This is a genomic window from Clostridium aquiflavi, from assembly GCF_031344075.1.
Classification (GTDB): domain Bacteria; phylum Bacillota; class Clostridia; order Clostridiales; family Clostridiaceae; genus Clostridium; species Clostridium aquiflavi.
In genome coordinates this window covers 57,905-73,527 of record NZ_JAVJAN010000004.1, presented here as the reverse complement: position 1 = coordinate 73,527, position 15,623 = coordinate 57,905, and the positions used below count along the sequence as shown (strand labels likewise).

General features: G+C 28.0%; 13 protein-coding genes. All 13 read right to left on the bottom strand.

Features of this window, described 5'->3' with window-relative positions:
• Window positions 1-81: 81 nt before the first annotated feature.
• The 13 genes from RGC78_RS02105 to RGC78_RS02045 all read right to left on the bottom strand — a co-directional run bounded on the left by RGC78_RS02105 (window position 82) and on the right by RGC78_RS02045 (window position 15,547).
• Window positions 82-1,089, bottom strand: a complete 1,008-nt coding sequence (locus tag RGC78_RS02105; RefSeq protein WP_252215251.1) for an electron transfer flavoprotein subunit alpha/FixB family protein — start codon at window positions 1,087-1,089, stop codon at window positions 82-84.
• A gap of 22 nt (window positions 1,090-1,111) precedes the next feature.
• Window positions 1,112-1,894: an electron transfer flavoprotein subunit beta/FixA family protein gene (locus tag RGC78_RS02100; RefSeq protein WP_252215248.1), complete on the bottom strand. Its 783-nt coding sequence runs from the start codon at window positions 1,892-1,894 to the stop codon at window positions 1,112-1,114.
• 19 nt (window positions 1,895-1,913) lie between these two features.
• Entirely contained in the window at window positions 1,914-3,053 is a 1,140-nt protein-coding gene (locus RGC78_RS02095; protein WP_252215245.1) for an acyl-CoA dehydrogenase, read from the bottom strand.
• An 84-nt stretch (window positions 3,054-3,137) separates the two neighbouring features.
• Window positions 3,138-3,920: a short-chain-enoyl-CoA hydratase gene (locus RGC78_RS02090; RefSeq protein WP_252215242.1), complete on the bottom strand. Its 783-nt coding sequence runs from the start codon at window positions 3,918-3,920 to the stop codon at window positions 3,138-3,140.
• 348 nt (window positions 3,921-4,268) lie between these two features.
• Complete coding sequence (locus tag RGC78_RS02085; protein ID WP_252215239.1) at window positions 4,269-4,901, bottom strand: redox-sensing transcriptional repressor Rex; 633 nt, start codon at window positions 4,899-4,901, stop codon at window positions 4,269-4,271.
• A 544-nt stretch (window positions 4,902-5,445) separates the two neighbouring features.
• Entirely contained in the window at window positions 5,446-7,713 is a 2,268-nt protein-coding gene (locus RGC78_RS02080; RefSeq protein ID WP_252224965.1) for a heavy metal translocating P-type ATPase, read from the bottom strand.
• A 17-nt stretch (window positions 7,714-7,730) separates the two neighbouring features.
• Window positions 7,731-8,096 carry an ArsR/SmtB family transcription factor gene (locus tag RGC78_RS02075; protein WP_252215234.1) on the bottom strand — a complete coding sequence of 122 codons (366 nt, stop codon included), beginning with the start codon at window positions 8,094-8,096 and terminating at the stop codon, window positions 7,731-7,733.
• 130 nt (window positions 8,097-8,226) lie between these two features.
• A complete protein-coding gene (locus RGC78_RS02070; protein ID WP_252215353.1) occupies window positions 8,227-8,808 on the bottom strand; it encodes a zinc dependent phospholipase C family protein in 582 nt (193 codons plus the stop codon).
• A 288-nt stretch (window positions 8,809-9,096) separates the two neighbouring features.
• Window positions 9,097-10,164 carry a mannose-1-phosphate guanylyltransferase gene (locus tag RGC78_RS02065; protein ID WP_252215230.1) on the bottom strand — a complete coding sequence of 356 codons (1,068 nt, stop codon included), beginning with the start codon at window positions 10,162-10,164 and terminating at the stop codon, window positions 9,097-9,099.
• A 141-nt stretch (window positions 10,165-10,305) separates the two neighbouring features.
• Window positions 10,306-11,520, bottom strand: a complete 1,215-nt coding sequence (locus tag RGC78_RS02060; protein WP_252215227.1) for an SEC-C metal-binding domain-containing protein — start codon at window positions 11,518-11,520, stop codon at window positions 10,306-10,308.
• Between the two features lie 180 nt (window positions 11,521-11,700).
• Entirely contained in the window at window positions 11,701-12,543 is an 843-nt protein-coding gene (locus RGC78_RS02055; protein WP_252224970.1) for a patatin-like phospholipase family protein, read from the bottom strand.
• 405 nt (window positions 12,544-12,948) lie between these two features.
• Window positions 12,949-14,352, bottom strand: coding sequence for an FAD-binding oxidoreductase (locus RGC78_RS02050; protein WP_309555932.1), 1,404 nt, complete (start codon window positions 14,350-14,352; stop codon window positions 12,949-12,951).
• A gap of 4 nt (window positions 14,353-14,356) precedes the next feature.
• Window positions 14,357-15,547 carry an electron transfer flavoprotein subunit alpha gene (locus tag RGC78_RS02045; protein ID WP_252215218.1) on the bottom strand — a complete coding sequence of 397 codons (1,191 nt, stop codon included), beginning with the start codon at window positions 15,545-15,547 and terminating at the stop codon, window positions 14,357-14,359.
• Window positions 15,548-15,623 lie beyond the last annotated feature (76 nt).

Sequence of the window (15,623 nt, the reverse complement as noted above, 5' to 3'; positions counted from 1 at the left end):
TTTATAAATATCCTTCATTAAAAGAAATATCTTTTAATGAAGGATTAAAATCTATAATAATTTTACACTATAATATTTTAATTATTCAGCACTCTTTACAGCTTTAGCTTGAGCTATTAATTCAGGTAAAACCTTCTTAACATCTCCAACTATAGCATAATCTGCAACTTGCATTATTGGTGCAGTTTCATCTTTGTTGATAGCTATAATCATATCTGATTCTTGCATACCAGCAACGTGTTGAATTGCTCCTGAAATACCACAAGCAATGTAGATTGATGGTCTTACAGTCTTACCAGTTTGTCCAACTTGGTAATCTCTTTCTAACCAACCATTATCAACAGCAGCTCTTGATCCAGCTACAGTTCCGTCTAAAACTTCTGCTAATTCTTGTAATAAAGTAAAGTTTTCTTTTGAACCCATTCCTCTACCACCAGCAACAAGTATTTTAGCTTCTGATATATCTACAACATCTTTGTGTGCTTTAATGATTTCTACAACTTTAGTTCTAACATCACTATCAGCAAGTTTAACTTCTACTTTTTCTACAGTACATTTGCTTCCATCAGTATTTACTTTACCGAAAACTCCTGGTCTTACTGTAGCCATTTGTGGTCTATGTTCTGGACAAGCGATTGTAGCCATTAAGTTACCACCGAATGCTGGTCTAGTAGCTAATAAAGCTCCATCTTCAACTTCAACATCTAATGATGTACAGTCAGCAGTTAATCCAGTTGATAATCTAGCTGCAACTCTAGGACCTAAATCTCTTCCGATGAAAGTAGCTCCTATAAATAATATTCCTGGTTTTCTTTCATTTGCTAAATCACAAATAACTTTTGTATAAGCATCAGTAGTGTAGTGTTCTAAGTTTTTGTCATCTGCAACTAAAACTTCATCTGCACCATGTTCTGCTAATGTTTTAGATAAGTTTTCAATATTATTACCTAATAATAATGCTGTTAACTTAACTCCTAGCTTATCAGCAATTTTTCTACCTTCGCCAAGTAATTCTAAAGATACTTTTTGTAATTCGCCTTCTCTTTGTTCTGCAAAGACCCAAACGCCTCTGTAATCTGCTATATTCATAATAAATTACCCTCCTATTATCCTAGATGTAGTGTTTTTCTTGTAATTTGCCTAAAACGTAAGTTACTGCTTCTTTAGCTGGCTTGTTAACAACTTCGCCTGCTCCCTTAACTTCTTTAGTCATTGACTTTTTAACCTTTGTAGGTGAACCCTTAAGTCCTAATTCAGCCTTATCTACATCTATATCATCTGCACTCATAACTTTGATTTGATCATCGTTAGTTGAGAATATGTTTGCAACATTCATATATCTTGCTTCATTTAATTCTTCAATTGCAGTTAATAGACATGGAGTCTTTATTTCAATTTTTTCATATCCATCTTCTAATGCTCTGTTTACTAATAAAGTTCCTTCATTCTTAGCTTCAACGCCTTGAACATAAGTAACTTGAGGTATGTTTAAATGTTCAGCTATTTCTGGTCCAACTTGAGCAGTATCTCCATCGATAGCTTGTCTTCCTGCAAATACTAGATCATAATCTAATTTAGCTATAACTCCTGCTAATGCTTTTGAAGTAGCTAAAGTATCTGCTCCTCCTAATGCTCTGTCTGTTAATAGGATAGCTTCGTCAGCTCCCATGCATAGTGCTTCTCTTAATGTAGCCTTAGCCATTGGAAGACCCATGCTTATAACAGTTACCTTTGCACCTAAAGTCTCTTTTAATTGTAATGCACCTTCTAATGCGTGCTTATCTTCTGGATTCATAATTGATGGAACACCATCTCTTATTAATGTACCAGTCTTAGGATCAATCTTTACAGCTGTAGTATCTGGAACTTGTTTTACACAAACTACTATATTCATTATAAAAGTCCTCCCTCTATTATCTTAAAATGCTTCCTGCGATAACCATTTTTTGAACTTCTGAAGTTCCTTCATAAATTTCAGTTATCTTAGCATCTCTCATCATTCTTTCTACTGGATAATCTTTAGTGTAACCATATCCACCAAAGATTTGAACTGCTTTAGTTGTAACATCCATTGCAACTTCTGCAGCAAATAACTTAGCTCTTGCAGCATCTACTGAGTATGGTTGTCCATTTTGTTTCTTGCAAGCAGCTTTATATACTAAATGTCTTGCAGCTTCTATCTTAACGTCCATTTCAGCAATATACCATTGTAAACCTTGTTGAGCTGATAATGGTCTTCTGAATTGTTTTCTTTCTTTCATGTAGTTAACAGCTTCTTCAAAAGCACCTTCTGCGATACCTAAAGCTTGAGCAGCTATACCAATTCTTCCTCCATCAAGAGTCTTCATTGCTATACCAAAACCTTTACCTTCTTTACCGATTAAGTTTTCTTTTGGTACTATACAATCTTCCATTACAAGTTCAGTAGTAGAAGATCCTCTGATTCCCATTTTATCTTCTAATTTACCGATTGAGAATCCTGGGAAAGATTTTTCAACTATGAAAGCTGAAATTCCTTTAGTTCCTTGGCTCTTATCAGTCATAGCGAAGATTATGAAAGTTTCAGCAACTCCACCATTAGTTATGAAGATTTTTGATCCATTTAATACATAGTGATCTCCATCTAATACAGCTGTTGTTTGTTGTCCAGCAGCATCTGTTCCAGCACCTGGTTCAGTTAAACCGAAAGCACCTATTTTCTTACCTTGACAAAGATCTGGTAAGTATTTTGCTTTTTGGTCTGGAGTACCATGTTCGTTTATTACTGATGCACATAATGAAGTATGAGCTGAAACTATAACTCCTGTTGTTGCACACACTTTTGACAATTCTTCAACTGTCATTATATATGAAAGAACATCTCCACCTGCTCCTCCAAATTCTTTAGCAAATGGTATACCCATCATGCCTATTTTACCCATTTTTTCAACGTTTTCCATTGGGAATCTTTCAGTTTCATCCACTTCAGCAGCAATTGGTTTTACTTCGTTTTCAGCGAATTCTCTAACCATTTGTTGTACTAATTCTTGTTCTCTAGTTAATTGGAAATTCATTAAATTACCCTCCTTATTGATTACACTCTATTGATGATGAATATATATAAATCTGCAATAGATTTTTAACTTATTTTATAAATATTATTTATTTTTGAAGTTCTTTTCTCTTCTTTCTAAGAATGCAGTCATTCCTTCTGTTTGATCTTCAGAAGCAAAACATTTTCCAAAATCTTCAGCTTCAATTAAGACTGCTTTATCTATAGAAACTTGCATGCCTCTATTGATTGCATCTTTACAAAGTTTAACAGCTATTGGAGCGTTTGCTATTATTTTATTAGCCATAGCTTTTGCTTCATCCATTAAACTTTCTAATGAAACTACTTTATTAACTAATCCTATTCTATAAGCTTCTTCTGCTTTGATTATATCGCATGTATAAATCATTTCCTTAGCTTTTCCTAGTCCTACTATTCTAGCTAATCTTTGAGTTCCACCAAATCCAGGTGTTATTCCAAGACCTGCTTCTGGTTGACCAAATTTTGCTTTTTCTGAAGCTATTCTTATATCACATGACATAGATAATTCACATCCGCCACCTAAAGCAAATCCTGAAATAGCTGCAATTACAGGTTTGTCTAAATTTTCTAATCTTAGGAATACTTTATTTCCCAATTCTCCAAATTCTCTACCTTGTTCTTCATTAAGGTCTTTCATTTCTGATATATCTGCTCCAGCAACAAAAGATTTTTCTCCTGCACCAGTTAAAATAACTGCATATATATTGCTATCGTTTTCTAAATTTTCTAAAACTGAGTCTAAATCTTTTAATGTTTCTGAGTTTAATGCATTTAAAGCTTTTGGTCTATTAATTGTAACAATTGCTAAATGATCCTCTTTTTCAAGAATTACATTTTTTAATTCCATCTTTATAATCCTCCCTTAAACTTATATATTTAAATTTATGTTTTTTACTTAAATAAATTTGTATTTTTAGGTTTTAGATATGGTAAAAATTAATTCTAAACAATTCTTAACAATTTATTTTTAAATTAAAATTGTTATAATATTAACAATTAAATTTAAAAATAAAAGGCTTGTAATAGTCTTATAATGTCAACAATTGTCGCCAATTGTTATAATATTAACAATTGCTTGCAAAAAAATATGCAACCAATATCTTTCTTTTCTTAAATTATAATACTTATAATTATTATTTGCAATAAAATATTGTATTATTAGCATATTTTTTATATAACCCCTCAAATTCTCACTCTATCTTTGCTGATGTAATTGATAAATCAATGTCGATACACTCTCACTTAAATGAACATTTTCAACTTTTACATCTTCTGGCACAACCAAATCTATAGGTGCAAAATTCCAAATACCTCTTATTCCTCCATTTATCAATTCATCACTAACCTTTTGTGCACTTTTTTTAGGCACACATATAACTCCAATATCTATTGAATCTGACTTAAGAAAGCTTCCTAATTCATCAATATCCCTAATTTCAATATCTCTAATTTTTATGCCTATAAGTTTAGGATTTGCATCAAAAATAGCTGTTATCATAATTCCTAATTTATCAAATCTAGTATAATTAGCTATTGCCTGCCCTATATTACCTGCCCCAATTAAAACAGCATTATATTCCTTATCTAATCCTAATATTGAGTTAATTTGCGTATATAATTCCTTAACGTTATACCCATATCCTTGCTGACCAAAATCGCCAAAACAATTCAAATCTTGTCTGATTTGAGATGCTGTAAACCCTATTTTTTCTCCAAGTTCCTTTGACGATATTCTATCTACATCATTTTTCATAAGTTCATTAAGATACCTATGATATTTAGGCAATCTCTTTATAACTGCCATAGATATATTCTTATTTTTATCCATATCATTACTCCTTATTTTTTATTTATACTTAATCTTTTCTCTAAAAGTCCAATTTATTGCTATTTATTCTAATAAATCTTAAAATCTAAACTTTAAAGTATTAGAAAAATATTATTTTAACATACTAGTTAATAACACAAATGTTATTTTAATAACTTACTAAAAACACATATACAACATACTTAAAACACCTGTAAATCATTATCATCTAAACAAAATTATAAGTTGATATAAAAATCACCTATATTTTATCATAATATAAAATTTTATTTTTTTCTAGGCTTATCTTTAATAATTATTTTTTATAAAAATTAAAAATGTTTACATAGTAGTATTAAATTAAAATTCAAAAAATTTAAGAGCAGCTACATTAAAAGCTGCTCTTATTATTATTTTATGATTTATTATAAAATATAACTCTTTTTTTAATTTGTCTCTGTTTTATCAGAGTGTTGATATATGCATAAGCAAAGTAAGCGGAGTAATTGAACTTAGGAATGCTAAAATGAGTATTGTCACATTTAAAACAGAGCCTTTAATTTAATTAGTTTTTTAAACTCCTCATAGAATTTAATATAGCAATTAAAGTAACACCTACATCCGCAAATACTGCTTCCCACATATTTGCAATTCCTAATGCACCTAATAGTAATACAAATATCTTTACCCCAAGAGCAAAAATTATATTTTGCCATAATATAGAATTAGTTTTCTTTGCTATTTTTATTGCATCAACTAATGCTAAGGGGTTATCTTTCATAAGAACAACATCTGCTGCTTCTATTGCTGCATCAGATCCTATACCCCCCATTGCGATACCTATATCGGCTCTTGCAAGAACCGGTGCATCATTTATTCCATCACCAACAAACATTACTTTACCTTTTGAAGTGCTACTAGATATTAACTTTTCAATCTCTAATACTTTATCCCCTGGTAAAAGCTCACTCTTCACTTGATCTACACCTATATTTTTTGCAACACTGTTTGCTACACTCTTATTATCACCTGTAAGCATTACCGTTTTCTTTATTCCAATCATTTTTAATTTTTTGATTGCTTCAATTGAATCTTCCTTTATTTGATCTGCTATTACTATATTCCCACTATATTTATTATTTATTACAACATATACTACAGTTCCTGTTTTTTCTACTTTTTCTATATTAATATGATTATCTTCAAGTAACTTATAATTACCTAATATAACATTTTTCCCTTCAATTGTAGCTTTTACTCCGTGTCCAGATAATTCTTGATAATTTTCTACCTGTTTCTTTTCTAATTTACCTTTAAATTCTTTTACTATTGATTGAGCAATTGGATGATTAGAAAAACTTTCACCTAAAGCCACAATTCTTAAAAAGTCTTCTTTATTCATGTCTATTGAATTAATTTCTGTAACTTTAAATACTCCTTTTGTTAAAGTTCCTGTTTTATCAAATACAATAGTTTCAACATTTTTTAAAACTTCAATATAGTTTCCACCCTTTATTAAAATCCCCTTTTTAGATGCCCCTCCAATTCCTGCAAAAAGTCCTAATGGAACAGAAATTACTAGTGCACATGGACATGATATTACTAAAAAGATTAATGCTCTATATATCCAATCTGAAAATACTTGCCCTGGAATTATAATTGGAGGAATTATCGCAACAGCTATTGCTAAAAACACTACTATTGGAGTATATAGTCTTGAAAATTTAGTAATAAACTTCTCTGTCTTAGCTTTTTTACTACTTGAATTTTCTACTAAGTTTAATATTTTAGACACTGTTGATTCACTAAAAATTTTAGTGACTTTTAATTTTATAACTGAACTTAAGTTTATGCTTCCTGATAATAATTCATCACCTATATTGACTTCTCTAGGAAGTGATTCCCCTGTTAATGCTGATGTATCTATACTTCCTTTTCCGTCTGTTACTATACCATCAAGAGGTATCCTTTCTCCAGGTTTTATAACTATAAAATCATTAATTTTAACTTCCTCTGGAGATACCCTTTTTTCTCCATGTTCAGTAATTATATTTGCATACTCTGGACGTATATTCATAAGTGATGTTATAGATTTTCTTGATTTATTGACTGCATATCCTTGAAATAATTCCCCTATCTTATAAAACATCATAACTCCAACAGCTTCTGGATATTCACCTATTGCTAATGCCCCTACTGTTGCTATAGTCATCAAGAAATTTTCATCAAAAATTTCACCTCTTAAAATATTTTTAAAAGCAGTTTTTAATACATCACCACCAATTAAAATATAACTAAGAACAAATATAGAAATGTCTAAATAACTATTTTCTTTAAACAAAATAGCAATTAAATATAAAATTAATCCTATTATAAATATTTGATTTTCATAAAAAAAATTCTTTTTATTAAAGAAGCCTGTCTTCTCATTTAATTCGTGACTATGTGAGATATTTTCAATATGATTATGCTCATTATCATGAGAATGTATTTGCTTAGCAATATGATTATGAGCTGAATAATGATCATGACTACAACAAGATTTATTACATTTTTCACCATAATCTAATTTTTTTATATTTAAATTATTATTAAAATTATTTTTTTGATGAATTACAATTACATCTGGTTCTAATTTATTAATTATATCTTTAATAACATTAAAAACTTTATCTTTATCCTTATTTTCATGCAATTTAACAGTTAATTTTCCTAAAGAAAAATTCATATTAGCTTCAATAACCTCTTCTATATCATTGACTTTTCTTTCAATTTTGTTAGCACAATTAGCACAATCCAAACCTTTAAGTAAAAGTTTAAGTTCATTTTCCATAATTAATCTAATCCCCCTTATTCAGTAATATGTTTAAATCCTTCGTCAAATATATGTTTTATATGTTCATCATCTAATGAATAATAAATTACTTTTCCTTCTCTTCTAAATTTAACTAATCTAGCTGATTTTAATGTTCTTAATTGATGAGATATGGCTGATTGAGTCATTCCTAAAAGAGCTGCCATATCACAAACACACAATTCCGATTCAAATAATGCACATATTATTTTAATTCTTGTAGAATCTCCAAAAACCTTAAAGAATTCCGCTAAATCATATAATGTTTCTTCTTGTGGTAATGAGTCTTTTACCTTCATTACTGTATCTTCATGTATAATATTACATTTACAGCTTTCTACAAAATTACTTTCGTTATTCATAATCGATTCCTCCGTTCACTTGTTCATATGTTTAATCATTCATATGTTTTTTTATATTATATTCCTATATTTCCATTTATGCAACTAAAAAAAGAAACTTATAAAAATAAGTTTCTTAATCACAATCTAATTATACTACTTTTGATAAATTGCACTCATTTAAAAATACTTTATTTAAAACCATATTCACTATACTATTACAAACATAATAGGCATATGTTAAATCATTCTTAAAATCTAAAGAGCCGTCATATTGATTTTGTAAATCGTAAATAAATTTTTTAATATTATCTACATCTACATTGGAAGTTATAATTCCCTTTGAATTGAATTCTTTGGCAATTTTAGCTAAATCTTTTTCATAGATAACATGATTTTTAACTTGACTTGTACTCTTAAATTCCCATCTATAATAATGAGGAGCACAAAAAAAATCGCACATAAAGTGACAAATAACACCAAGTTCTTCACTAAATTTATTAACAGACATTTTATAATAAACATCTTGTAAAGATAGAGAACATAACTTTTCAATTTTTTTAATAATAATATCTATACTCTCAATAAAATAATGTTTTATCATTTTATATTTAAGCACACAATCTGGTTTTATATTACCCCATATAAATCTATAATCATTGATTAAATAAATACTCTTACTATTTGTGTAATTTAAAATACTCTCTGCAATAACTTTATGAGTATTGATCATCAATTCTATACACACCCTCTCACTTATTATTATTATTAAAAACATTTTTTATTAATAATAAATAGTTAATCTATTCTTATAATAATATTATATAATTCAATTTACAATGCTTTTATAAGTATTTTTTATGTTATTTTTAGAATTATACTATATAATTTTTATAATTTTCTATTTATTGATAAATTTATTATGAAATTAAAAATAAGAGTGTTAAAAAGCATAGGTACTGATTTTAAGAAATCTATCCTTTTTAATACTCTATATTTTTAAATATTATAAATTTAAATATCATAAAAATTCATTATATTTATTTTCATCACTCAATTTATTTAGCAGATGCTTTATCTCTTGATCTTTGTTTTTATCCATAACTAAAATAACATCTCCAGCATCCACTATTACCAAATCTTTTATTCCAAAACCTATTATTAAATTTTTTTCTCCAAATACGGAGCAACTTTCACAGTCTTCCATATAAACATTTTTAGATATGCTATTACTTCTATATTTACCTAAGAATCTACTCAGAGCATTAAAACTTCCTATATCATCCCAATTAAAATCGCACTTTATTACAAAGGCTTTTCGTGTTTTTTGCATAACTCCAAAATCTATTGATATTCCATCAATAATATCGTATTCTTCTTTAATTATTTGTTCTTCATCCTCTTCTCCTATATGCTTATATATTTCCATTAATGATCTGTGCATTTTAGGAATATATTTTTCTATTTCTCTTAAAATAACATCTGCTCTAAAAACAAACATACCGGAGTTCCATAAATAAGTTCCCTTTAATAAAAAGTCCTTAGCAACTTCTAAATTTGGCTTTTCTGTAAATCTAGCAATTCTATAAGTAGATATATTACCTGTTGATCTATCTCCCATTTCTATATATCCATATCCTGTTTCTGGGCGTGTAGGCTCTATACCTAAAGTTACTATGCACCTTCTTCTATTAGCCATTTCTACTGCTTGTGATAGGGTATCTAAATATTCTTTCTCACCTTGGATATAGTGATCTGATGGTAACACTACCATAACTGCATCTGCATCTTGTTTTAAAAGCTTAACTGCAGAGAGCCCTATGCATGTAGCAGTTTCTTTATTTGCAGGTTCTATAAAAATATTTTCTTCTTTAATATCTTTAACCTCTTCTTTTATTTTATCTTCATAATCTTTATTAGTTACAACATAAATATTTTCTCTATTTATTAATGGCTTTATTCTTTCTACTGTATTAACTAAAAAGCTCTTTTCGTTAATAATTTTCAAAAATTGTTTTGGTTGATTATTTCTTGATAATGGATATAATCTACTTCCTTTACCGCCAGCTAATATCAGCCCGTATATCACGAATTTTCAACTCCATGTAATGATACTAATTCAATATATGTTTAAATATTAACATTTGTGAAAAACAATTTATTTACAAATAAAAGCCATAAAAATATTACTTTCTATGACTTTAAAAATAATTTATTAATAAATTATTATTTAATTTTTTCCACAACATTTTTTATATTTTTTTCCACTACCACAAATGCATGGATCATTTCTACCAATAGTTACTTTCGATTTTACTTCTATAACTTTCCCACTTATTTCATTAATTGTAGCACCTTTATATTTCCAAAGTCTTATATTACTTAAAAATTTAGTTGCTACACCTTTTACATAAGTTCTAAGTTCTAAGTTATTTGCATTTATTAATTCTAGCAAACTATTTATTGTATCATCTATATCATTATCTTGAATATCAAATGATAAATCATCCATTATTTGATATACCATTTCTTTTTCTATTTCAAATATACTAGTAAACTCTTTAAAGAATGACTTTCCAAATTTACTCTTATATATGAATTTTGAATCAAGCATATCCAATAATTCATTTTTATCTATATTATAATATTCTAAATTTTTATTATCTTTTTCTATATCCTTTAATAAATCTGACCAATTTTCTATATTATTATTTATAAAAATTCCTTTTTCTTCTCTATATTCTCTGTAATAATATTGAGCTTCTTTTATTATTTCATTAATATTACATTCATTTGAATCTTCTATATCATATCTTTGTAATAGCGCTATAACATCCTTAGTATTTACGATACCATATGTTTTATTTAATCCTCTATATACATCTAGCACTTCTTTATTTCTTTTTAATCTCTCTATATATTCAGTAGTATCTTTTTCCATTATTATATCTTGAACTATTTTTGGCATTAAAAATACTGCTTTTTCTTCTTTTGTTGACGGAAATATAATTCCTTGTTGCATAAAATATGCTGTTCTACTAAGTTCATAAGCATCAATATCATCAAAGATTTTTACTCCATCATTATTAAGATAACTCTTTAGAATATTAAATCTTTCTTCTTCAAAATATATAAATTGTTTTGCAATTATTTGAGTATATTCATTAAGAACTTTTTCAATTAAAGCATCTTTATTTAATGTTGAAATTTTACTCATACCTAAATTTCTAGCTATATTATATACAGCTTCCTTAGATAATGATTTTAATTGATCCGATACTTCAAAAGAATATACTCCTTTTACAAACATTTTATTCATTTTATTTTCATATTTCTCAAATAAATCATCCATCATATTATCATATAATTCTGCTGATTCATCAGTTTCTTTATTTTCAATAAATTCGTTATTTGTATCTTTATTAGAACATTCTTTATTAACCAAGTAACTATTTCTCCTTTTTATCTAGTTTTTATCTGTTAAGTATACATTTTATTATATAAATTAAATTTTATCTAAACATTATATGTAAATAAATAAAAATCCATTTACTTATTTACTTATACTTTTATTGCAACTACCTAATTGAATATGGTTTTAAATAAATTCAATACCATATTATTTTTAATCAATAAATTTTATTAACTCATCTTTAATCTTCATAGTTTCATTATATCCATTATTATAAATTGCTTTTAGTTTATCCTTATTTCGTTCAAACCTTCCTACATCCATCCTTATTGTTGGTCTAATAACTATAGCTTCATTTTTATTCTCCAATTCTTTACAATAATCTAATTGAGCATTATATGAAATATGTCTGTTTCTTAAAGCATTGGCTAGCTTAGGATACTTTTTCTTATATAACTTATATGCAAACTTATTTCCCCTTGATTCATACTTTCTATAACCTTCGTTTCTTGTCAAAACTATTATATTTTTATTATTACCATCAGAAATAGATTTTTTTATAGGTATAGCATCTACTAATCCTCCATCAGCATAAAGCTGATCTTTTATTTTTACAAATTGAAATAAAAGTGGAATTGAACATGTAGCTCTAAGTATTGTATTCTTTTTTTCTAAATAATCTTTATCAAAGTACTCTACTTCACCAGTATTTACATTAACACTTCCTGCTAAAACTTTCCCATCAAATTTATTAAAAGCTTCATAATCAAAAGGACAATATTCATTAGGAATTTCATCAAAAACAAAATCCATGTCCATTATTGATCTACATTTTAATAAATTATTATACCCAACATATCTTTTATGATTTATGAATCTTTCCATAACTTCTAAATTTCTTCCTCTTTGTTTTGAAACAAATGAGTAACCATTAGTAATCCCCGCTGATACACCTACTATATATTTCATATCAATATTTATATCTATCAAAGCATCTAAAACCCCTGCAGTAAAAAGCCCTCTAAATGCTCCACCTTCTAAAACAAGACCTATCATAAACTATTTGTCTCCTTTTTATTATTGGCTCTGTTTTAGCAGGGTTTTGATATATGCATAAGCAAAGTGGGCGGAGTAATTGGACTTTACCTATTGCATATATCAACACACATTTAAAACAGAGCCTTATTATTCTATATTATGTTACTACCAATATAGAAATTATAAGACAATTTTCATTTTTTTTCTATAATCTAAACCTCTTAAACTTAAATTTTATCAATTATTTAATATTTATATAATTTCTTCTCTTACTTCTAACTTTTAAACAATATTTGCTTTTCCCTATTTTTAATAAACTTTTGGTAATTTAAAAAGAGTTTAATTTCTGCACCAGAAAAAACAAGAGTGTATCAAAATTTGATACACTCTTTAGAAGAAAATTTATTTAAATTGAGAGGTAATTTATTTAAATATTTTTCCTGGATTTAATATATTTTTAGGATCAAATGCTAATTTAATTCCTTCCATTACTGAAAGTACATCATTTGAAAGTGATTCCTTTAAATATGGTTTCTTAGCAAAACCTATTCCATGCTCTCCTGAAACTTGTCCTTTTAATTCTTTTGACTTATCATACATATCTTTCATAACTAATTCAAGTTTTTCATGCCATGTATTTTCGTCTAATTGATCTTTTAAAATATAAATATGCAAGTTTCCATCTCCAGCATGTCCAAAGCTCTTTATTCTAATATTAAATTTACTTTCAAGTTCATGAGTAAATTTAACAAATTCACCTATTTTATTTCTTGGAACAACTACGTCAACTTCATCCATTTCTGTAGTTAATGCCTTTATCGCTTCAAGGAAACATCCTCTAGCTGACCAAATTGATTCTTGTCTTTCTTCTGTATCAGATATAAATACATCTATTGCATCTGCATCTAAACATATATTAGCTACATTTTCATATGCTTTTTCAATTTCTTCTGTTGAATTTCCATCAAAAGTTAATAGAAGATATGCATCTGATGATTTATCTGGGAAACTCTTTCCTAAAAATTCTTCAGCTGCTAATATAGCTTCTCTTTGCATAAACTCAATAGCTGTTGGTATTGTTTTTGATTTAATTATTTTAGGTACTGTATCTATAGCATTCTCTAATGTTGGGAATGGTATAAGTAAACTTAATGATTTTTTAGGAAGTGGTAATAATTTTAGTATAGCTTTAGTTACTATACCTAAAGTTCCTTCTGATCCTATTAATAGATCTTTTAATGAGTAACCAGAACTATTTTTAACTACCTTTCCGCCTAACTGTACTACTTCTCCATTTGGCATCACTACTTCTAGTCCTCTTACATAATCTCTAGTAACACCATATTTTACTGCTCTCATTCCACCTGCATTTGTACTTATGTTACCGCCAATAGTTGCTGATTTTTCACCTGGATCTGGTGGATAAAACAAATCAAATTCTTCAACATATTTGCCTATTTCCATAAGTAATACCCCTGGTTCTAATGTAAGAGTAAGATTTTCTTCATCTATTTCTAATATCTTATTCATTCTACAAAGATCTATAACTATTCCACCTTTAATCGGAACAGCTGCACCTACAAGACCTGTACCTGAGCCTCTTGGAGTTACTGGAATATAATTTTCATAAGCATATTTCATTATCTTTGATACTTCTTCTGTACTTATAGCTTGTACTACTATATCAGGCATTTTCTTTATTCCACCTAATTCATCATGGCTATAATCTTCGTTTATTTCATCTCCAAAGAAAACTCTCTCTTTATCATTTTCAGCAATAGATAGTATATATTCATAGTCTTTAACATCAATATTTTTATAAGTCATAGCCTTATGCCTCCTTGCTCATTTTTATTTTTTCTATAAGTTGTGGAATAATTTCATATATATTACCTACTACTCCATAATGAGCAACTTTAAATATAGGAGCTTTATCGTCATTATTTATAGCAAATATATGTTCTGAATTATTCATTCCAGCTGAGAATTGAACTGCACCTGAAATTCCACAAGTTATTATAAGTCTTGGTCTTACTGTTCTACCACTTAATCCAATTTGTCTTTTAGCATCAACCCATCCTGCTTCAATTAAAGGTCTAGTACATGCAAATTCTGCACCTAATAACTCTGCAAATTCTTTTATCATATTTAAATCTTTTTCTGACTTAACACCTCTACCAGCTGCTACTATTACTTCAGCATCACTTATTCCTACCTCTGTATTTTTTTCTTTAATTTCAAGAACATTAATACCAGATTTAAGCTTATCCTTTTTAATGTCACATTTAATTATTTCACCATTAATATCATCTGTTCTTTCTGGTGCTGTCATTACTTTATATCTTACTGTTGCAAGTTGTGGTCTTGAATTAGGTGTAACTATTTGTGCCATTATATTACCACCAAATGCTGGTCTAATTTGTACTAAGTCCGTATCTTCTTTTATATCAAGGATAGTACAATCAGCTGTAAGACCTGTTCTAAATCTAGCAGCCATTCTAGGTGCTAATGATCTTCCTATTGTTGTAGCTCCAACTAATATTGATGATGGTTTTACATTTTTAATAAAATCTTCAAATGCTGCTGCATAAGGTTCTATTCTAAAATCTTTTAGTTCTTCATCATCATATACAAATACTTTATTTACTCCGTAATGCAATAACTCTTTTGCTTCCTCTGAAACTTTATGACCAATGAATACACAGTAAACAGGGTGATTTATTTTAGCTGCTAATTCTCTAGCTTTACCAATCAATTCATAAGTTACTGGATGAATCTTCCCATTAACATGATCTACGTAAACAGATATTCCTTTCCACAAATCCTTATCTATTGACTTAACTTCTTCTTCAATATATTCAATTGCTCCCTTTGGTCCTTTCTTTACACAAAGCTTACACATTTTACAAGCTCCATTTATCTCAACTTTTCCATCATTTATTTCAAGAGCACCAAATGGACATATTTTTATTAACTCTTCCTTATTAGTTATTTTTTCTTGATTAACAACTAACTTTGCCATAAATCATTCCTCCTTGATTAATGTTTTTATTTATATATCCTTAATAATCCTTTTTAATATTATTTATTAAAATCCT

Bases quoted from the DNA above. Each gene is read 5' to 3' on its own strand.
- RGC78_RS02105 (WP_252215251.1), bottom strand. From the start codon at position 1,089: ATGAATATAGCAGATTACAGAGGCGTTTGGGTCTTTGCAGAACAAAGA.
- RGC78_RS02100 (WP_252215248.1), bottom strand. From the start codon at position 1,894: ATGAATATAGTAGTTTGTGTAAAACAAGTTCCAGATACTACAGCTGTA.
- RGC78_RS02095 (WP_252215245.1), bottom strand. From the start codon at position 3,053: ATGAATTTCCAATTAACTAGAGAACAAGAATTAGTACAACAAATGGTT.
- RGC78_RS02090 (WP_252215242.1), bottom strand. From the start codon at position 3,920: ATGGAATTAAAAAATGTAATTCTTGAAAAAGAGGATCATTTAGCAATT.
- RGC78_RS02085 (WP_252215239.1), bottom strand. From the start codon at position 4,901: ATGGATAAAAATAAGAATATATCTATGGCAGTTATAAAGAGATTGCCT.
- RGC78_RS02080 (WP_252224965.1), bottom strand. From the start codon at position 7,713: ATGGAAAATGAACTTAAACTTTTACTTAAAGGTTTGGATTGTGCTAAT.
- RGC78_RS02075 (WP_252215234.1), bottom strand. From the start codon at position 8,096: ATGAATAACGAAAGTAATTTTGTAGAAAGCTGTAAATGTAATATTATA.
- RGC78_RS02070 (WP_252215353.1), bottom strand. From the start codon at position 8,808: ATGATCAATACTCATAAAGTTATTGCAGAGAGTATTTTAAATTACACA.
- RGC78_RS02055 (WP_252224970.1), bottom strand. From the start codon at position 12,543: ATGATAGGTCTTGTTTTAGAAGGTGGAGCATTTAGAGGGCTTTTTACT.
- RGC78_RS02050 (WP_309555932.1), bottom strand. From the start codon at position 14,352: ATGACTTATAAAAATATTGATGTTAAAGACTATGAATATATACTATCT.
- RGC78_RS02045 (WP_252215218.1), bottom strand. From the start codon at position 15,547: ATGGCAAAGTTAGTTGTTAATCAAGAAAAAATAACTAATAAGGAAGAG.